Genomic DNA, 18434 nt, shown 5'->3' with positions numbered 1-18434 from the left:
GACCCGGGGGCGGTTTGCGACAGATCATCCGCCCAATAAAAAAATGGCGGCGGCGCAGATGTGCTGCCGCTGTTTTGTTAGGTCCAGAGTTTTAGGTTCATGCTCGTCCTCGTTGAACAATCGCTGAACGGCCTGCAGTTCGGCCTGCTGCTGTTTTTGCTGGCGGCCGGCCTGACGCTGGTGTTCGGCATCATGGACTTCGTCAATTTGGCGCATGGCTCGCTCTACATGATGGGCGCCTATTTCGCGGCGACCTTCGTGGCGTGGACCGGAAGCTTTGTGCTCGGCATTTTGCTGGCGCTCGGCGCCACGCTGCTGCTCGGCATTCTGCTTGAGTTCATCGCGCTACGGCATCTCTACGGCCGCGATCACCTCGATCAGGTGCTGGCGACCTTCGGGCTGATTTTGTTCTTCAACGACGCGGTGCGGCTGATCTGGGGCCCCGCCGGCCTGTCGCTGCCGCTGCCGGCCTGGTTGACCGTGCCGGTGCAGATCGTTCCCGGCGTATTCTATCCGGCCTATCGGCTGTCGATCATTGTGGTCGCACTGGCGGTCGCGGCATTGCTTTATGTCGTGGTGATGCGGACCCGCATCGGCATGCTGATCCGCGCCGGCGCCTCCAACCGCGAGATGATCGGCGCGCTTGGCATCAACATCAAGCTGTTGTTCACGCTGGTGTTCGGGCTTGGCGCGGCGCTCGCCGGCCTTGCCGGGCTGATGCAGGCGCCAATCCTCACGGTGCAGATCGGCATGGGGGAGAACATCCTGATTCTCGCCTTTGTCATCATCGTGATCGGCGGCATCGGCTCGATCCGCGGCGCTTTCCTGGCTGCGATCTTCGTCGGCATGATCGATACGCTCGGCCGCGCCTTCCTGCCGGATCTTCTGCGCACCGTGCTGAGTTCCGCCGCCGCCTCGACCGCGGCGCCCGCCTTGTCATCGATGCTGATTTATCTCTTGATGGCCATTGTGCTCGTCGTGCGTCCGGAGGGGCTGTTTCCGGCCGCCAAGCGATGAAACCTCACATCAACGCCAGCAACGTCATCGCGGCGCTCGTGGCGCTTTGCCTCACGCTGCTGCCGCTCTATTCCGCGGCGACCGGCAATATCTTCATCCTGACGCTGTTCACCCGCATTGTCATTTTCGCGCTGGCTGCCGCCAGCCTCAATCTCATCATGGGCTATGGCGGCATGATGAGCTTTGGCCATGCCGCCTATCTCGGCATCGGCGGCTATGCGGTCGGCATTCTAGCCTATGAAGGCATCGGCTCGGGCTTCATCCAGTGGCCGGTCGCGCTTGCGGTCTCGGCGCTCTATGCGTTCGTGATCGGCGCGCTCTCCTTGCGCACCCGCGGCGTCTATTTCATCATGATCACGCTCGCGTTCGCGCAGATGGCCTATTACGTCACCTCGGGTCTGTCGCGCTACGGCGGCGACGACGGGTTGACCATCTACAAGCGCAGCAATTTCGCAGGCCTGATCGACCTGTCGAACCGCGTTCAGTTCTACTACCTGTGCCTGGCCTGCCTGTTCGGCGGCGTTTACCTGATCTGGCGCATTGTCAATTCGCGCTTCGGCATGGTGGTGCAGGGGGTGCGCTCCAACGAGCAGCGCATGCAGGCGATCGGCTTTCACGCCAACCGATATCGTCTTGTCTGCTTCGTCATCTCGGGCACGATCTGCGGCCTGGCCGGCGCGCTGCTCGCCAACAATACCGATTTCATCAGCCCTGCCACGATGTACTGGACCCGCTCCGGCGATCTCATGGTGATGGTGATCCTGGGCGGCATGGGCTCGTTGTTCGGGCCCGTGATCGGCACCATCGTATTCCTGGTGCTGGAAGAAGTGCTGTCGCAATTCACCGAATACTGGGCGCTGATCATGGGCCCGCTGTTGCTGCTGATCGTGCTGTTTGCGCACGGCGGCATCATGGGCGTGCTCGGGAGATTGAGCCGTGCCTGATTCCTTGGCTGGTCCCTTGCTCCGTGTCGAGAACCTGGTCCGCAGCTTCGGCGGCATCAAGGCCACCGACAATCTGTCGCTCGACGTGTTGCCGGGCCAACTGCACGCCATCATCGGCCCCAACGGCGCTGGCAAGACCACGCTGATCAGCCAATTGACCGGGCAGTTGATGCCGAATTCCGGCACCATTCACTTCGCCGGTCGCGAGATCACGTGGCTGCCGTCCTATCAGCGCAGCCGGCTCGGCCTGGCGCGTTCGTTCCAGATCACCTGCCTGCTGCCGGATTTCACCGCGGCCGACAATGTCGCGCTGGCGGCGCAGGCGCATGACGGCCACTCGTTCCGCTTCTGGGGTGCTGCGCGCAAAGAGAGACATCTGCGCGACGCGGCGCAGGCTGCGTTGACGCGGGTAGGGCTCGCCAGGCGCGCCGACGTGCTGGTGTCGGAATTGAGCCACGGCGAACAGCGCGAGCTCGAACTCGCAGTTGCGCTCGCGACCAAACCGAAACTGCTGCTGCTCGACGAGCCGATGGCCGGCCTCGGCGTCACCGAATCCGCGCGAATGGTGGCGCTGTTGAAGGAATTGCGGAAGGAAGTCACTATCGTGCTGGTCGAGCACGACATGGAGGCGGTGTTCGCGCTCGCCGACCGCATCACGGTCTTGGTCTATGGCCGCGTGATCGCCTCGGGCGATCCCAACGCCATCCGGACCAATGAGGAAGTCAAGCGCGCCTATCTCGGCGACCAGCATGTGGTGGTCAGCCATGGCTGAATCCAAAATGGCTGAAACTCTGCTCGAAGTCGAAGGGATCGAGACCTGCTATGGCCTCAGCCAGGTCCTTTTCGGCCTGTCGCTGTGTGTGCACGCCGGCGAGATGGTCGCCCTGATGGGCCGCAACGGCATGGGCAAGACCACCACCATCCGTTCCATCATGGGCATGACCGCGGCGCGATCAGGTACGATCCGTTTCGCGGGCGAGCAGGTGCGCAGCCTGCCCTCCTACAAAATCGCAAAGCTCGGCATCGGCCTGGTGCCGGAAGGCCGTCAGATTTTTCCAAACCTGACGGTCTACGAGAATCTGGTGGCGGCCTCGGGCAACCGCGCTGGCAATCCCGATCCCTGGACCATTGAAAAAATCCACGCATTGTTTCCGCGATTAGCCGAGCGCAGCAGCAACATGGGCGTGACCTTGTCGGGTGGCGAGCAGCAGATGCTGGCGATCGGCCGCGCGCTGATGACCAATCCGAAACTCCTGATCCTCGACGAAGCCACCGAAGGACTCGCGCCCTTGATCCGCGAGGAAATCTGGAATTGCCTGTCGATGCTGAAAGGCCGCGGACAATCGGTGCTCGTCATCGACAAGAACGTGGCCAATCTCTCCCGCATTGCCGACCGCCACTACATCATCGAGCGCGGGCGGACGGTGTGGACGGGGACAAGTGAGCAGTTGATCGCGGAGCCGGATCTGCAGCACCGGTATCTCGGGATTTGATCCATCTCTGTCGTCGCACGGACGACGAGAGAAAGCTGCTCTCCTCAAAACATCTCGAAATATTCGCGGTGCTCCCAGTCTGACACTTCGGCTTGAAACCGCTCGATCTCCGCGTTTTTGATGTGAACGTAATAATCCACGAACTCCGCGCCTAGCGCCTGCCGAAAGAACGGATCGTCCTGCAGCGCAAACACCGCCTCGCGCAAACTCTTCGGCAACAACGCCGCCTTGGTCTCGTACGGCGTATCCGCCGACGGACCCGGATCGAGCTTGCGGTCGACGCCGTCGAGCCCAGAGAGAATTTGCGAGGCCATGTAGAGATATGGGTTCGCCGCCGGCTCGCCGATGCGGTTTTCCAGCCGCGTGGCCGCATCGCCCGGTCCCCCGAGCAGGCGGATCATGACGCCGCGGTTATCGCGGCCCCAGATCGCGCGATCCGGCGCCAGCGAATAGGAGCGGTAGCGCTTGTAGCCGTTGATGGTCGGCGTCGTGAACACGGTGGACGCGCGAGCGTGTTCCAGAAGTCCCGCGAGATAGGCAAACCCAAACGGGGTCAGCACCTCGCCCTTGTCGCCGGCCATGAATGCATTCTCGCCGCTCGCGCGCGACACCAGCGACTGATGCAGATGCCACCCGGAGGCGAACACATTTGGCAATTTCGGCCGGCACATGAAGGTCGCGTGATATCCGTGGCGCCGCGCGATCTGCTTTACGGCCGAGCGGAACAGCACCATGTTATCGGCGGGCGCCAGTCCCTGGGTCGGCTGGAAAGTGAATTCGCACTGGCTCGGGCCGAACTCGACCTCGACCGAGCGCAGCGGCAGCCCCAGTGCCAGCACATCGCGGCGGATGATTTCCAGCGCCGGCTCCATCTGGTCGTAACGCTGCTCGGTCAGATACTGGTACCCGTGCGACAGCAGGCTGACGGAAGGCGGCGTACCGGGCTGGCCGGCATGCTCCGGCGTCATGTGCGCGTCGTCGAGCTTGAAGATGTGGAATTCAACCTCGAGGCCGGCAACGAAATCGTAGCCGCGCTGTCCGAGCTGATCGATCACCTTGCGATAGAGGTTGCGCGTCGCGAATGGCACCGGGCGGCCGTCGTTGAAATAGAGGTCGCACAGCAGCCAGCCGGTGGTCGGCGCCCATGGCAGCACGCGGAAGGTGGTGGGGTCTGCCACCATCACTACGTCGGCGGCGCCTTCCATCTCCTTCATGCCGAAGCCGCCGCCGGCCGTGAACACCGGAAACACCGTCTTATGCGAGGTGTCCTTGGCGAGCATGGTCGTGGTGATGGAGCAGCCGCCTTCCAGCGAGGCAATCGCTTCGGCCGCGACCAGCGTCTTGCCGCGGAGGATGCCGTGCTGGTCGGGGAATGAGAGGCGAATGACTTCGAGGTTTTTCTCCTCAACGATCTTGCGCAGGCGGCTTGCCGCCTCCTGCTGCTCCCCAGACCACAGCCCGTGACGTTTCACGAAACTCAACGCGTTGCTCCCGCGAGTCTGAATCGAGGCATGCTATATCGGCCGTCAGTGCGAGCGTAGCGAAGCAATCCATCGCGCCGGAAGCGTCGACATGGATTGCTTGGTCGCTTCGCTCCTCGCAATGACGGGGAGGGAGCCATCATCACTCCGCCGCCGACAGATGCCGGATCTTGCCGGCAATCTCCGTCGGCACCGGCACGGCCCATGGCGCGCCGCGGCGGCGCTTGACGTCGACTTCCATCCAGTAGATTTCCCAGCCGCGCGTCGGCCCGATGCCGTCCATCGTCGCCGGGCCTTGAATGCTGCGCGCATGCGCGGCGTCCAGGAACATGAACGGCTTCTCGCCGCCGACAACCTTCTCGATCTCCTGCCGCAGCAAGCGGCGATACTGCACGATCGCCTTGTCCGATTGGCCGAGATGCTCGTTGGTGCGGTCCTGGATCGCGCCCATCGATTCCACCGCCCACTGGTCGTGGACGTTAATGTCCGTCCCCATGCCGGTGTACGTCGCAGTCGCCTGTTCGTGCGGATCAAAACCGTAATCGTTGCTCTTGTTCTTGCGCGACTTGTAGTCCGGCAATTCATAAAGTTCGAGGCGCTGGTCGCGCATCTTCTTCTTGTCGACCGGCGCCGTGTAAGAGGTGAAGATCGCATACCAGTAGCAGTTCTCGTCATCGATAGGCACGTGCCACTGCGTGATCGTCATCTCCGTGCTCATCGGGATGACGAAGCCGTGCGGAAAAAGCTGGTTGGTTACGCGCACATGCGTCCGCTCTTCGTCGATTTCGCGTAGCGCGATCAGACGAAGGCCGTATTCGGTGTGCTCGACATTGATGATCGGGTTGTCGTATTCGCGCAAAATCTTCGTCATCGGCATGTCGCTTCCGGCGGACGCGCCGCGGAATTGCTTGCCGTAAGCGGTGGACGTATCCTCGTCCTCGAAGAAGCGGTGCAGGAAGGAGGCGTGCGCCGGATCGATGCCGACTTCCAGCGCCTGCAGCCAGTTGCAACTGATATGGCCCTTGAACGCAAAGGTATGGCTGTCGGGCGCCACAAAGCAGTCGATCTCCGGAAACGCCGGCGGCTCGCCTTCGCCGAGGTACGCCCAGAGGATGCCGCTCTTCTCGACCACGGGGTAGGCGCGCTGTTTGATGCCCTGGCACAGCTTTGAGTCCTTCGGCTCCGCAGGCGTCTCCAGGCATTGACCGGATGCATCGAATAGCCAACCGTGGAAGGCGCAACGCAGCCCACCATTCTCCAGCCGTCCGAAGGCGAGGTCGGCGCCGCGATGGGCGCAGTGGCGGTCGATCAGGCCATAGCGGCCTTGCTCGTCGCGAAACAGCACGAGGTTCTCACCGAGCAGTTTGACCGGCCGCACCGGCCGCGGCCCCTGCAACTCGTCGACCAGCGCCGCGGGCTGCCAATACATCCGCATCAGTTTGCCGCACGGGTCCTTGCGCCCGGTGCGGGTGATCAGGTCGTTCGCTTCCTGGCTCATCATGGCGAGGCTCTCCGAGATCCAGATTTGTTCGCCTATTGAACTTTTGTGCGATTTTAACGTAGGCTTGGCGTTAGGCAAGCGGATTATGGAGGCAGCGATGCCCAAACTGAAGCGCGCGGGGGACGCAGACAACCGCGGCGCGACCGACTTCATCGAAAGCCTCGACCGCGGCCTGCGCGTGCTCGAAATCTTCGGCGGCGGCCGTCAGCCAATGACGCTCAGCGACCTCGCCAAGGCCGCCGAGCTGCCGCGTGCAACCGCGCGGCGCATTCTCTTCACGCTCGAACGCGCCGGCTTTGTCGCCACCGATGGCAAGCTGTTCCGCCTGACCCCGCGCGTGCTGGTGCTGGCGTCAAGCTATCTTGCCTCCAACCATGTCGTCTCGGTGCTGCAGCCGGCGCTGGATAAGTTGTCGAGCGAGGCGCAGGAGATCGCGTCGATGGCGATCCTCGACGGCAACGACGTCGTTTTCATCGCACGCGCCAGCCCAACGCGGATATTTTCCGCCGGGATCGACATCGGCTACCGGCTGCCGGCGTTCTGCACCTCGGTCGGCCGCGTGCTGCTGTCGCGGCTGGCCGACGACGAACTGGCTGCGGCGCTCGACAGGATAGAGCTTGCGCCGCTGACGCCGTTCACCGTGACCGACAAGAAGCTGCTCCTGAAGACCATCATCGCCGATCGCGCCCAAGGCTATTCGCTGGTCGATCGCGAAGCCGAGTCCGGCTTCCGCTCGATCTCCGTGCCGGTCCGCCGCTACGACGGCGCGATCGTCGCCGCCATCAACATGGGCGCGCATGTCGACCGCGTGTCGTCAGCCGAGATGATTGAACGCTTCCTGCCGCGATTGCGCGAGGCGGCGGCGTCGGTCAAGTCGATGCTGGTGTGAGTCCGAAATGGCAGACGATGTTCTGCGCGGTTGCCTCCGCTGAATTCAGTTCGGTGTCCAGCCGGACACAATCGGGCCGCGGCACCGCCGTGAAGTCGTAGCTATCGAGATATCTGGTGAGGGCTTCGCCTGAAGCCATCTTGCGCCGCGCGATCCGGTCGGGATTGCCGACCCGTTTCATCGCTTCTTCGCGCGAACAGTGCAGGAAGACCGGCAGCAACTCGCCGCCATGCCGTCGCACGAGCTCCTCGAAATTCGCGAACTGCACGCGATCGTCCGGCTCGGCGTAGCAGAACGTCATCACCAGCAGCGGCACGCCGTTCGCTGCTGCGGCATTGAGCGCCGAAGACCTGACGTCGTGGACAAGCTCCCAGAATCCGGGCGCGCCAAACTCGAATATGGTTCGTGCGAAATCGATGGCGGCGTGATTGTCCATCAGCCGTCCCGGCACCATCCGGAGCAGCGCGTTGGCAACCGTCAGCTTGCCGACGGCAGGTGAACCATGGAGGAAAACGAGCTTCATGCGCCATCAGTATCGTGAATGGGTCCGGAGTTCGAGGGTGCGCAACTCGGCGGCGAACAATTCGGATCGATCCTGAATGCGGCCGGCCGCAGCCGCCCGCTAATGCTTGAACGCCGCGGCGATCGCCTCGAACTGGGCGACGATCTTCGGCGTCACCAGATAGCGAAGGATGCCCGCGATGGTGAGGCCGGCCGCGAGGGCCACGAGCGTGTATTGCGCGGTGAACACGGCCAGGAAGATCGTGCGCAGGCGGCGTCGCCGGACTTTCGGTGCCGGCGCGACGGCAAGGATGGCGTCATCTTCGCCTTCAACGCTGCTCATGCGTTCTAATGCTCGGAGAGAAGCTGATCGAGGCGCCACTGCAGCCGTCTGTTGGCTCGTTCGCTGGCGCGTAGCTTGCGCGCCCATGCCAGCGGAACAACACCACTCTCCTCGTGCACGTTGGCAAACACCAGGCCCGCCGCATCGCTGTTGCGCCAGACCAGGCGCGCCGTGCAGGAGATTGCCTTGCGCTCGATCTCAAAATCGATCTCATCGGATACGAGGACCACGTCTTCAATTTCGATCTTCGCACCGAACATGTTGAAGTTGCGCACGACGCAGGCGATCGTCGAGTTGCGGTCGTTGAACGCGACTAATCCACCATAGTAGACGTGGTTTCTGGGTACCTGACGGCGCTCCAGCATGATTTGTCCTCCATGCATTAATGATTTAGTAACACTCCTTCAGCGTGCATTACAGCAGTCGCTCGCATGGAACTTGTGCGGTGGTTAACGGTCGCGCTTGCTATCGGATGCAACCGTGGCCCTGGCCGGAAATCAGGCGGTTGCGGATGGCGCTTTCGTGAAAGCGATCAGGAGACCGCGCTGCGCAAGCCGAACGCGTGCTTGTCGTGCAGCACCGGGGCCACCGCATCGCTCAGCCGCGCCGCCGCAGCATCCACGGAAAGCCCCGCGGTATCGACCACCGCTGACGCGCGCGCGTAGAGCGGTTCGCGGCTGATCAGTATGTTGCGCAGTTCCGCCATCGCGGAACGATCGTCCGCCATCGGGCGCAGATCGCCTTGGCGGCGGACGCGGGCCATGTGCTCTTCCGGCTCGGCCTTCAGCCAGATGGTGTAGAACGACGACAGGATCAGGTCGAAGGTCAAGGGCTCGGAGACGATGCCGCCGCCGGTCGCCAGCACCATCAATTCTTTCCGCGCCAGCATTTGCGTCAGCGCCGCCTGCTCCATGCGCCTAAAACCTTCTTGGCCGTAGAGCGCGATGATCTCGGCGACGGACAGGCCGTTCTGCGCCTCGACCTCCTTGTTGAGTTCGACGAATTTCCAGCCGATCTTCTTCGCCAGCATCCTGCCGAGGGTGGATTTGCCGGCGCCGCGCAGGCCTATCAGGGCGATGCCGGCAAACGAAATCCGCCGCTGCGCCGAAAGGTCGCCGCCGGCCAGCGCATCCTTGGCCTGCGCAATTTGCGCTGGCGTCGCCTTGCGCAGGAGATCGCGGATCACAGCCCAATCCGGCGCGGGCTCGGCGGAAGGAATCAGGTCTTCGAGATGCGCGCCCATCGCGTTCGACACGCGCCGCAGCAGCACGATCGAGACATTGCCCTTGCCGCCCTCGAGTTGCGCGATATAGCGCTCGGAAATTCCGGAAACTTTTGCCAGCACTTTTCGCGACATGCCGCGAAGGGCGCGCATGGTGCGCACACGCTGGCCAAGCTGCTCGAGAAAGCCGGATTCGGGGTCGCTGGCCTCGGTCATTTCCCTCGTTCGGCATTGCGTCGGGGTGAACGGATTTCGGAAACATAATGCCGATGAGGATTGACAGCAAGCGCAGCGGGTGTCTTTGTATGAATTATAATTCTTAAAGCTCAGGGGAGGAGCGTCGTGAGCGGCACGTCCGGTTCGTACAACGCGGTGACATGGCTGCTCGACCGCAATGTCGAGGAGGGGCGCGGGGCCAAGCTCGCCTTCACCGACACCGTCACCGAACTCACGTATGGCAATCTGCAAAGGCAGACCCGCCGCGTCGCCAACATGTTGCGCCGGCTCGGCGTCCGCCGCGAAGAGCGCGTGGCGATGATCATGCTGGATACCGTCGATTTCCCCGCCGTCTTTCTCGGCGCGATCCGCGCCGGCATCGTGCCGGTGCCGCTCAATACGCTGCTGACGTCGGAGCAGTACGCCTACATCCTCGGAGATTGCCGCGCGCGCGTCCTGTTCGTCTCCGAAGCGCTGCTGCCGATCGTCAAGGATATCGTCAGCCGGATACCGGATCTCGAGTACGTCGTCGTGGCAGGCAAGGACGCGCACGGCCACAAAAAACTCTCAGACGAGCTCGCGCGCGAGGGCGATACGTTTGCGACCGCGGCGACGCATCCTGACGAGCCTGCGTTCTGGCTCTATTCGTCGGGTTCGACCGGCATGCCGAAGGGCGTGCGGCATCTGCATGCGAATCTCGCCGCCACCGCCGAAACCTACGCCAAACAGGTGCTCGGCATTCGCGAGGACGATGTTTGTCTGTCGGCAGCAAAACTGTTCTTCGCCTATGGTCTTGGCAATGCGCTGACGTTTCCGATGTCGGTCGGCGCTTCCACGGTGTTGCACACGGAACGGCCGACGCCGGCTGCGATGTTCGCGCTGATGAACAAATACAACCCGACCATCTTCTACGGCGTGCCGACGCTGTTCGCCGCGATGCTCAACGACGAGACGCTGAAGGACGCCCGCGCCGGCAACCGCTTGCGTATCTGCACCTCCGCCGGCGAAGCGCTGCCGGAATCGGTCGGCAACGCCTGGAAGGCGCGCTTCGGCGTCGACATTCTCGATGGCGTCGGCTCGACCGAGCTGTTGCACATCTTCCTGTCCAATGCGCCCGGCGACATCAAATACGGCTCTTCCGGCCGGCCCGTGCCCGGCTACAAGGTGCGGCTGGTTAATGAAGCAGGCAGCGAGGTGGCCGATGGCGAGGTCGGCGAATTGCTGGTTGATGCGCCCTCGGCCGGCGAGGGTTACTGGAATCAGCGTGCCAAGAGCCGTTCGACTTTCGAAGGTCACTGGACCCGTACCGGTGACAAATACATCCGCGACGCCGACGGCCGTTACACCTTCTGCGGCAGAAGCGACGACATGTTCAAGGTTTCGGGCATCTGGGTCTCGCCGTTTGAGGTCGAGAGCGCGCTGATCACCCATCCGGCCGTGCTCGAAGCCGCCGTCGTGCCCGAGGCCGATCCCGAAGGACTGCTGAAGCCGAAAGCTTTTGTCGTGCTGCGCGCCGGCGCCAGGACCGATGATCTGCACGAGGTGTTGAAGGAGCATGTCAAGCAGAAGATCGGTCCGTGGAAATATCCGCGCTGGATCGACGTGGTGGACAGCCTGCCGAAGACGGCAACGGGGAAGATTCAACGGTTCAAGCTGCGGGATGGTGCATCGTAACCTCTCTCACGTCGTCCCTGCGAAAGCAGGGACCCATACGCTGCGGCTCATCCGTCGACGCGCGATGTGCGAGACCTTTGACCACAACGAAGGCCGATGGTTATGGGTCCCTGCTTTCGCAGGGACGACATGAGCAAGGAGTGCAACGTCTGGATCACTTTCGGAAAGCTTACAGCATGACAACCCTTACCCCCTCGGGCTTTCTCACCGTCGGCGCCTCCCATCTCGAATACCGCATGGTCGGCCCGTCGCCCGAGCACGCGCCGACCATCGTGATGCTGCACGAGGGCCTCGGATCGGCCAGGCTGTGGGGTGACTTTCCGGACACGCTTCAGGCCGCGACCGGCGCGGGCGTATTCGTCTATTCGCGCGCCGGCTACGGCGCATCGACGGCGGTGAAACTGCCGCGGCCGCTCGACTACATGCATGTCGAGGCGCTCGACGTCTTGCCAAAACTGCTCGACAAGATCGGCTTTCGCCGCGGCCTGCTGCTCGGGCATTCCGACGGCGCCTCGATCGCGGCGATCTATGCCGGTTCGCATCAGGACTACCGTGTGCAGGGCCTCGCGCTGATCGCCCCGCATTTCATCGTCGAGGATATTTCGGTGGCCTCGATTGCGAAGATCCGGAGCGCCTACGAGACCACGAATCTGAAGGGGAAGCTTTCGCGCTGGCACAGGGACGTCGACAACGCCTTCTACGGATGGAACGGCGCCTGGCTAGATCCTGATTTCCGCAACTGGGATATTTCCGAATACCTCGCCTATATCCGCGTGCCGGTAGCGATCCTGCAGGGCGTGGACGACCAGTATGGGACCATGCGCCAGGTCGAGATCGCGCAGCAAGAGTGCTATTGTCCGGTCGATGTGACTGTGATTCCGGGCGCGGGACATCAGCCGCATCGCGAAGCGCCGGAGGCGACGCTCGATGCGATTTCGGAATTCGCAAACGCGGTGTTGCACGTCGATAGCGGCTCGCAGGGACGGGCCGCGTAAGGCATTTCGTCATACGCTTTGCTTCGCGTTCGCTTCCCGGTTTCTCGGCGCGCGGCGATGACCGCGCCGCCCCAGGGGCCGGCAATCTGCCGCTGCCGCAATGGGCCGATTGTTTTCCGGTTGCGGCGTTGGTGGGCCTCATAAAGGCGAAACTGGAGCGGCCGCAGCTCGCCAGGGCTGACTGGGTGGCATTTTCCGCCACCGGCCAAACATGAAACAAAATGCATATTCCGGCGTTTTAGCCTGGACTCAGTCAAAAACATGCACTATTGTGCATGCAACAAACCAACCAAATCCTGAGAAAACGACAGAGGGTGGCTCATGGCCGGTGAAGATCGTGTCCTCGCAGGCGGCGCGAAATACATCGATTTTCAAACCGATCCGTCGCGCTACCGGCACTGGAAGCTGGCCGTCGAGGGCGAGGTCGCAACCCTCACCATGGACGTCGACGAAAACGCCGGCCTGTTCGAAGGCTATCAGCTCAAACTCAATTCCTACGATCTCGGCGTCGACATCGAGCTCGCTGATGCCGTGCAGCGGCTGCGCTTCGAATACCCTGAAGTAAAAGTGGTGGTGATGCGTTCCGGCAAGAACCGCGTGTTCTGCGCCGGCGCCAACATCCGCATGCTGGCGGGCGCGACCCACGCCCATAAGGTCAACTTCTGCAAATTCACCAACGAGACCCGCAACGGCCTGGAAGATTCATCGGAAAATTCCGGGCAGCGCTTCATCACCGTCGTCAATGGCACCGCGGCGGGCGGCGGCTATGAACTGGCGCTCGCCACCGACCACATCATACTCGCCGACGACGGCGCCGCTGCCGTGGCGCTGCCGGAAGTGCCGCTGCTCGCCGTGCTGCCGGGCACCGGCGGTCTCACGCGCGTGGTCGACAAGCGCAAGGTGCGCCGCGACCATGCCGACTTCTTCTGCACCATCGAGGAAGGCATCAAGGGCAAGCGTGCGGTCGCCTGGCGGCTGGTCGACGAGATCGCGCCGAACACCAAGCTCGAAGCCAAGGTTGCCGAGCGCGCAAGAGAATTCGCGGCCAGCTCGAAACGCAACGGTAACGGCAAGGGCATCACGCTTTCGCCGCTCAACCGCACCATCGACGACAGCGGCATCCGTTATGGTTTTGTCAATGTCGACATCGATCGCGCCGCGCGGATCGCGACCATTTCGATCAAGGCGCCGGAGACGGCGCCGCCAGCCGATATCGAGGGCCTGATCGCGCAAGGCGCCGCGTTCTGGCCGTTGCAGGTGGCGCGCGAGCTCGATGACGCAATTCTTCACTTGCGCATCAACGAACTCGAAATCGCGATGCTGCTGTTCAAGTCGCATGGCGATCCCGCCAATGTCGTCGCTTGCGATGCCTTCCTCGAAGCCAACAAGGCGCACTGGCTGGTCAACGAGATCAGGCATTACTGGAAGCGCGTGCTGAAGCGCATCGATGTCACCTCGCGCACGCTGGTGACGCTCGTCGAGCCCGGCTCCTGCTTCGCCGGCACGCTCGCCGAACTCGTGTTCGCCGCCGACCGTTCCTACATGCTGATCGGCTCGCGGCAGGGCGATAATCGGCCGCCGCCGGCAATCCAGCTCACCGCGCTGAATTTCGGTCCCTACCCGATGAGCCACGGCCTGACCCGGTTGCAATCGCGCTTCCAGGCCGATCCGTCCGATCTGGAACGCGCGGAAGCCACCATCGGCACAACGCTTGACGCCGAGGAAGCCGAAGAACTCGGCCTCGTCACCTTCGCGCTCGACGATATCGATTGGGACGACGAGGTGCGGGTGTTCCTGGAGGAGCGCACGTCCTTCTCGCCCGACGGCCTCACCGGCATGGAAGCGAATTTGCGCTTCGTTGGTCCCGAGACCATGGAATCGAAAATCTTCTCGCGCCTCACGGCGTGGCAGAACTGGATCTTCCAGCGCCCCAACGCGGTCGGCGAAGAGGGCGCGCTGCGCCGCTACGGCACCGGCCAGAAGGCGCAATTCGACATGACGCGGGTTTGATGTCGTGGCCCGGGCGCACTGCGGCGTGAAGTGCCGCTGTGCAGAACCGGGACCCATCTAGGCCGTCACTGAACAGGTCCCGGTTGTGCAGCGCACCGCTTCGCGTCGCGCCGCGTCCGGGACACGAGAGCGAGCAAGGAGCAGGCCATGAATTACATGAACGTCGACTACTCGACCAAAATTCCGAACAACGTGAATCTCAGCGAAGACCGGCAGGTGCTGAAAGCGCTGGAGGGCTGGCATCCCGGTTATATGGACTGGTGGGGCGACATGGGGCCGGAAGGTTTTCAGCAGTCGCTAGTTTATCTGCGCACCGCCTATTCGGTCGATCCGCGCGGCTGGGCCAAGTTCGACTACGTGAAGATGCCGGAGTATCGCTGGGGCATTTTGCTGGCGCCGCAGGAAGAAAACCGCGTCATTCCCTTCGGCGAGAACTATGGCAAGCCGGCCTGGCAGGAAGTCCCCGGCGAGCACCGCGCCACGCTGCGCCGCCTGATCGTGATCCAGGGCGACACCGAGCCCGCCTCCGTCGAGCAGCAGCGCCATCTCGGCAAGACCGCGCCCTCGCTCTACGACCTGCGCAACCTGTTCCAGGTCAATGTCGAGGAGGGCCGCCACCTCTGGGCGATGGTCTATCTCTTGCAGAAATATTTCGGCCGCGACGGTCGCGAGGAAGCCGACGATTTGCTGCGCCGACGCTCGGGTGACGCGGATAGCCCACGCATGCTCGGGGCCTTCAACGAGGCGACGCCGGACTGGCTGTCGTTCTTCATGTTCACCTATTTTACCGATCGCGACGGCAAGATGCAGTTGCACTCGCTGGCGCAGTCCGGCTTCGATCCGCTGTCGCGCACCTGCCGCTTCATGCTGACCGAAGAAGCGCATCACATGTTCGTCGGCGAGACCGGCATCAGCCGCGTCGTGCAGCGCACCTGCGAGGCGATGAAAGCGGCCGGCATCACCGATCCCACCGATGTCGGCAGGGTCCGCGCGCTCGGCGTCATCGACCTGCCGACCATCCAGAAGAAGCTCAACCTGCACTATTCGCTGTCGCTCGATCTGTTCGGCTCCGAAGTCTCGACCAACGCGGCGAATGTTTTCAACGCCGGCATCAAGGGTCGCTACAAGGAAACCCAGATCGACGACGATCACCAGCTCAAGAACGCCACCTATCCGGTGCTGAAGCTGGTCGACGGCGTGATCAAGCGAGTCGATGAGCCCGCGCTGACCGCGCTCAACATGCGGCTGCGCGACGACTACACGCAGGACTGCGTCAAGGGCATGCTGCGCTGGAACAAGGTGATTTCGACCGCTGGCTATCAGTACAAGCTGACGCTGCCGAACGTCGCCTTCCATCGCCAGATCGGCGAGTTCAAGGACGTGCATGCGACGCCCGACGGCGTGCTGATCGACGACGCCACCTGGAACCAGCGCAAGGGCGAATGGTTGCCTTCGTCGCAGGACGGCGATTTCATCGCCTCCCTGATGAAGCCGGTCACCGAAACCGGCCAGTACGCCTCCTGGATTTCGCCGCCGAAGGTCGGCATCGACAACAAGCCCGGCGATTTCGAGTACGTGAAGATCGAAACCTGAACCGCCCCGCAATCGGGGAGCAGCAATATGGACCCCGACCGCGACCTCGAAGCACTGAACCGCGACCAACTGGTCGCGGAGGTGAAACGCCTTAGGGCGGGCATCCGCGCGCACCGCGACAGCACCGGTCACGACCTGTGCTGGCACCATCCCGACCTCTGGGGCCTGTTGCCCGAGCGAGTCACGCCCGAAGTGGCCGTGCCGCCCTGGCCGAAGTTTTTGCGCGGATGTTTGCGATACCGCGAAGCGCTGGAGCGCGAGCTGCCTGACGCGCCCAAGGCTGATTTCGAATACGGGTGAATCGACAGATGAAAAGCGCAACCCGCGCCTTCCGCACAAGCTGTCATCACCCGCGAAAGCGGGTGATCCAGTAAACGCCAGCGCCAATTACAGAAACGGCGCGGTCACCCACTTGAAGCCGCGGCGTACTGGATACCCCGCATTCGCGGGGTATGACGACCGTGAATTACCCCGCGATCTCAAGCCCAGCATTTGCGTAGACCACGCCGCCGTCGACCGCGATGGTGTTGCCGACCACGTAATCGCCCGCGCGCGAGGCGAGATAGATCGCTACCCCCGCCATATCCTCGTCGGTGCCGATACGCTTCGCCGGAATACGCTTTGCGACTTCGTCCGAGTGGTCGCGCGCGGCCCGGTTCATGTCCGACTTGAACGCGCCCGGCGCGATCGCGGTGACATTGATATTGTCCTTGACCAGTTTCGTCGCCATGCGCCGCGTCAGATGGATCACGGCGGCTTTGCTCGCGGCGTAGGAATAGGTCTCGCTGGGATTGACGAAGATGCCGTCGACGGACGCGATGTTGATGACCTTGGCGGGCCGATCGGGCGAGGCCGCCGCGCGCAACGGTTTCGCCAGCGCCTTGGTCAGGAAGAACAGCGACTTGACGTTGAGGTCCATGACCTTGTCCCAGCCGCTTTCGGGGAATTCGTCGAATTCCGCGCCCCATGCCGCGCCCGCATTGTTGACGAGGATGTCGAGCTTCGGCTCCAGCTTGATGATTTCGCCGGCCAGCTTCTCGCAGCCTTCGACCGTCGAGATGTCGATCGGCAGCGCGATGCATTCGCCGTCATAGGCGGCGGTGAGTTCTTTCGCGGTTGCCTCGCAGGGACCTGCCTTGCGCGCGGTGATGTAAACCTTCGCCGCGCCTTGCGCGAGAAATCCGGCCGCGATCATCTTGCCGATGCCGCGCGAGCCGCCCGTCACCAGCGCGATGCGACCATTAAGCGAGAACAGATCCTTGAACATTGCTTTCCTCCATTGGCTTTGCCGGAGGTTTTGGGCGTGAGAGCAGGGCGAGTCAAGGAAGGGAAATCGACCCGTAGCCCGGATGGAGCGAAGCCGGGATGGATCCCTCAGCGTGTGAGAAGGCCCCGGATTGCGCTTCGCTCTATCCGGGCTACGGTTGAAGCCCTACGCAGTGTCGATGCGGCGAAAGCCGTTCCACATGGCGGTGGCGGCGCCTGATGTCAGGACCGGGAGGATGCGCGCGTCCTGGTAGTTGCCGTTGAGCGAAACGCGCTGCAGCGCGGTCATGTAGCCGGCGCTTTCCGGGAAGATCATGCCCGGCCGAGTCGTGACCGCCGTCTTGAATCCTGCCGCTTTCGCCAGGCTGAATTCGCGCTGGCCCGCGGCGATCCGGTCGCCATAGGGATAGGCGAGATGCTGCACCGGCCGCTGCAACGCCGCTTCGATCCGCGCGCGGCTTTCGGTCAGTTCGAACGAGGCGGTCTCTCCGCTCTGCCGCGCCAGATTGCAATGCGTGACCGTATGCGCGCCGATCGTCACCAGCGGATCGTCCGCGAACGCCTTCAGCTCCTCCCAGGACATGCAGAGATCGCGGGCGATGAGAGACTCGTCGACATCATGGCGCGTGCACAGCGCGGAGATTTCGCGCTGCAGGTCGTGTTCGCCCGGAAGTCGGCGCAGCCATTCGTGGATGCGGTCGAAGGCGGCCTGCTTGGCTGCCGGCGTCGAGGTCTCGAGGCGGGTTGCTGTGCCGCCGATCGGGACTTCGATCGAGGGGGTCTTGGCGATCGCCTTCTCGAGCGAGACCCACCACAACCTTCCGGTGCCTTCGGCGAAATCGCTGGTGACGTAAACGGTGAAGGGCGCGTCAAACTCACGCATCACCGGCAACGCATAATCGCGGTTGTCGCGATAGCCGTCGTCGAGGGTGAAGCAGGCGAAGCGCCGTGCGAAACTCCGCTTCTGGAGTCGATGATGCACCTCGTCCATGGTGACGATGTCGACGTCGAGGGTGCGAAGATGCGCCAGCATCGCCCGCAAGAACTCCGGCTCGACTTCGAGATGATGATTGGGCTGAAATTCGCCGTCGCGGCGCGGACGGACGTGGTGCAGCATGAAAATGACGCCGACGCCTGCGAAGATTGGTCGCAGCAGGTAGTGCGCTCCGGAGAAGTACAGCGCTTCCAGCCCGGCGCGAATGACGGTGTTGCGAAGCAGTTTCATCGAAATGCGGGGCTGCCCGGTTAATTACGGGGCGAAACTAGCGACAGACCGCTGAAGAAACTGT

At 62.9% G+C, this 18434-nt stretch carries 18 protein-coding genes; 10 read left to right on the top strand and 8 right to left on the bottom strand.

Annotation, left to right across the window (positions count from 1 at the left end; translation table 11 throughout):
• Positions 1 to 99 precede the first annotated feature (99 nt).
• The 4 genes from HCN58_RS20420 to HCN58_RS20405 are packed head-to-tail and all read left to right on the top strand — an operon-like array spanning position 100 to position 3454.
• Entirely contained in the window at positions 100 to 1017 is a 918-nt protein-coding gene (locus HCN58_RS20420; RefSeq protein WP_171581171.1) for a branched-chain amino acid ABC transporter permease, read from the top strand.
• Positions 1014 to 1961: a branched-chain amino acid ABC transporter permease gene (locus HCN58_RS20415; protein ID WP_171581170.1), complete on the top strand. Its 948-nt coding sequence runs from the start codon at positions 1014 to 1016 to the stop codon at positions 1959 to 1961. The genes HCN58_RS20420 and HCN58_RS20415 overlap by 4 nt, the downstream gene beginning before the upstream one ends.
• Positions 1962 to 1965: 4 nt before the next feature.
• On the top strand, positions 1966 to 2733 hold the full coding sequence (locus tag HCN58_RS20410; RefSeq protein ID WP_171581213.1) for an ABC transporter ATP-binding protein: 768 nt from the start codon (positions 1966 to 1968) through the stop codon (positions 2731 to 2733).
• On the top strand, positions 2726 to 3454 hold the full coding sequence (locus HCN58_RS20405) for an ABC transporter ATP-binding protein (protein WP_235983747.1): 729 nt from the start codon (positions 2726 to 2728) through the stop codon (positions 3452 to 3454). Before HCN58_RS20410 ends, HCN58_RS20405 begins: the two co-directional genes overlap by 8 nt.
• Before the next feature lie 44 nt (positions 3455 to 3498).
• Here the strand turns inward: HCN58_RS20405 and HCN58_RS20400 are convergent, their stop codons facing one another.
• A complete protein-coding gene (locus HCN58_RS20400) occupies positions 3499 to 4935 on the bottom strand; it encodes a glutamine synthetase family protein (RefSeq protein ID WP_171581169.1) in 1437 nt (478 codons plus the stop codon).
• 142 nt (positions 4936 to 5077) lie between these two features.
• A complete protein-coding gene (locus tag HCN58_RS20395) occupies positions 5078 to 6436 on the bottom strand; it encodes an aromatic ring-hydroxylating dioxygenase subunit alpha (RefSeq protein ID WP_171581168.1) in 1359 nt (452 codons plus the stop codon).
• A gap of 97 nt (positions 6437 to 6533) precedes the next feature.
• Here HCN58_RS20395 and HCN58_RS20390 point away from each other — a divergent pair, with 97 nt between their 5' ends.
• Entirely contained in the window at positions 6534 to 7325 is a 792-nt protein-coding gene (locus HCN58_RS20390) for an IclR family transcriptional regulator domain-containing protein (RefSeq protein WP_171581167.1), read from the top strand.
• Here HCN58_RS20390 and HCN58_RS20385 read toward each other — a convergent pair.
• The 4 genes from HCN58_RS20385 to HCN58_RS20370 form a co-directional block, all read right to left on the bottom strand.
• On the bottom strand, positions 7306 to 7848 hold the full coding sequence (locus HCN58_RS20385; protein ID WP_171581166.1) for a P-loop nucleotide/nucleoside kinase family protein: 543 nt from the start codon (positions 7846 to 7848) through the stop codon (positions 7306 to 7308). The genes HCN58_RS20390 and HCN58_RS20385 overlap by 20 nt on opposite strands.
• Before the next feature lie 99 nt (positions 7849 to 7947).
• A complete protein-coding gene (locus tag HCN58_RS20380; protein ID WP_171581165.1) occupies positions 7948 to 8169 on the bottom strand; it encodes a hypothetical protein in 222 nt (73 codons plus the stop codon).
• A gap of 5 nt (positions 8170 to 8174) precedes the next feature.
• On the bottom strand, positions 8175 to 8534 hold the full coding sequence (locus HCN58_RS20375) for a PilZ domain-containing protein (protein WP_171581164.1): 360 nt from the start codon (positions 8532 to 8534) through the stop codon (positions 8175 to 8177).
• Positions 8535 to 8701: 167 nt separating this feature from the next.
• Complete coding sequence (locus HCN58_RS20370; RefSeq protein ID WP_311966845.1) at positions 8702 to 9721, bottom strand: helix-turn-helix transcriptional regulator; 1020 nt, start codon at positions 9719 to 9721, stop codon at positions 8702 to 8704.
• A gap of 12 nt (positions 9722 to 9733) precedes the next feature.
• Here HCN58_RS20370 and HCN58_RS20365 point away from each other — a divergent pair, with 12 nt between their 5' ends.
• The 5 genes from HCN58_RS20365 to HCN58_RS20345 all read left to right on the top strand — a co-directional run bounded on the left by HCN58_RS20365 (position 9734) and on the right by HCN58_RS20345 (position 16179).
• A complete protein-coding gene (locus tag HCN58_RS20365; protein WP_311966842.1) occupies positions 9734 to 11281 on the top strand; it encodes a benzoate-CoA ligase family protein in 1548 nt (515 codons plus the stop codon).
• Between the two features lie 176 nt (positions 11282 to 11457).
• Positions 11458 to 12276, top strand: coding sequence for an alpha/beta fold hydrolase (locus HCN58_RS20360; protein WP_171581162.1), 819 nt, complete (start codon positions 11458 to 11460; stop codon positions 12274 to 12276).
• A gap of 321 nt (positions 12277 to 12597) precedes the next feature.
• Positions 12598 to 14286: a 2,3-epoxybenzoyl-CoA dihydrolase gene (boxC, locus tag HCN58_RS20355; RefSeq protein WP_171581161.1), complete on the top strand. Its 1689-nt coding sequence runs from the start codon at positions 12598 to 12600 to the stop codon at positions 14284 to 14286.
• 156 nt (positions 14287 to 14442) lie between these two features.
• A complete protein-coding gene (gene boxB / locus HCN58_RS20350; RefSeq protein WP_171581210.1) occupies positions 14443 to 15879 on the top strand; it encodes a benzoyl-CoA 2,3-epoxidase subunit BoxB in 1437 nt (478 codons plus the stop codon).
• Between the two features lie 27 nt (positions 15880 to 15906).
• Positions 15907 to 16179 (top strand): hypothetical protein, encoded by a 273-nt coding sequence (locus HCN58_RS20345; protein WP_171581160.1) that lies wholly within the window; start codon positions 15907 to 15909, stop codon positions 16177 to 16179.
• Positions 16180 to 16345: 166 nt separating this feature from the next.
• Here HCN58_RS20345 and HCN58_RS20340 read toward each other — a convergent pair whose 3' ends face one another.
• Positions 16346 to 17146, bottom strand: a complete 801-nt coding sequence (locus HCN58_RS20340) for an SDR family oxidoreductase (protein WP_171581159.1) — start codon at positions 17144 to 17146, stop codon at positions 16346 to 16348.
• Positions 17147 to 17311: 165 nt separating this feature from the next.
• Complete coding sequence (locus HCN58_RS20335) at positions 17312 to 18370, bottom strand: polysaccharide deacetylase family protein (RefSeq protein ID WP_171581158.1); 1059 nt, start codon at positions 18368 to 18370, stop codon at positions 17312 to 17314.
• Positions 18371 to 18434: the final 64 nt, after the last annotated feature.

The sequence above is a fragment of the Bradyrhizobium australiense genome (genome assembly GCF_013114825.1).
In the GTDB taxonomy this organism is placed as follows: Bacteria; Pseudomonadota; Alphaproteobacteria; order Rhizobiales; family Xanthobacteraceae; genus Bradyrhizobium; species Bradyrhizobium australiense.
Note: the sequence above shows the minus strand (reverse complement) of the source record. Positions and strands in the feature narration are given on the sequence as shown.

Bases quoted from the DNA above. Each gene is read 5' to 3' on its own strand.
- HCN58_RS20420 (WP_171581171.1), top strand. From the start codon at position 100: ATGCTCGTCCTCGTTGAACAATCGCTGAACGGCCTGCAGTTCGGCCTG.
- HCN58_RS20415 (WP_171581170.1), top strand. From the start codon at position 1,014: ATGAAACCTCACATCAACGCCAGCAACGTCATCGCGGCGCTCGTGGCG.
- HCN58_RS20405 (WP_235983747.1), top strand. From the start codon at position 2,726: ATGGCTGAATCCAAAATGGCTGAAACTCTGCTCGAAGTCGAAGGGATC.
- HCN58_RS20395 (WP_171581168.1), bottom strand. From the start codon at position 6,436: ATGATGAGCCAGGAAGCGAACGACCTGATCACCCGCACCGGGCGCAAG.
- HCN58_RS20390 (WP_171581167.1), top strand. From the start codon at position 6,534: ATGCCCAAACTGAAGCGCGCGGGGGACGCAGACAACCGCGGCGCGACC.
- HCN58_RS20385 (WP_171581166.1), bottom strand. From the start codon at position 7,848: ATGAAGCTCGTTTTCCTCCATGGTTCACCTGCCGTCGGCAAGCTGACG.
- HCN58_RS20380 (WP_171581165.1), bottom strand. From the start codon at position 8,169: ATGAGCAGCGTTGAAGGCGAAGATGACGCCATCCTTGCCGTCGCGCCG.
- HCN58_RS20375 (WP_171581164.1), bottom strand. From the start codon at position 8,534: ATGCTGGAGCGCCGTCAGGTACCCAGAAACCACGTCTACTATGGTGGA.
- HCN58_RS20360 (WP_171581162.1), top strand. From the start codon at position 11,458: ATGACAACCCTTACCCCCTCGGGCTTTCTCACCGTCGGCGCCTCCCAT.
- boxC (WP_171581161.1), top strand. From the start codon at position 12,598: ATGGCCGGTGAAGATCGTGTCCTCGCAGGCGGCGCGAAATACATCGAT.
- boxB (WP_171581210.1), top strand. From the start codon at position 14,443: ATGAACGTCGACTACTCGACCAAAATTCCGAACAACGTGAATCTCAGC.
- HCN58_RS20345 (WP_171581160.1), top strand. From the start codon at position 15,907: ATGGACCCCGACCGCGACCTCGAAGCACTGAACCGCGACCAACTGGTC.
- HCN58_RS20340 (WP_171581159.1), bottom strand. From the start codon at position 17,146: ATGTTCAAGGATCTGTTCTCGCTTAATGGTCGCATCGCGCTGGTGACG.
- HCN58_RS20335 (WP_171581158.1), bottom strand. From the start codon at position 18,370: ATGAAACTGCTTCGCAACACCGTCATTCGCGCCGGGCTGGAAGCGCTG.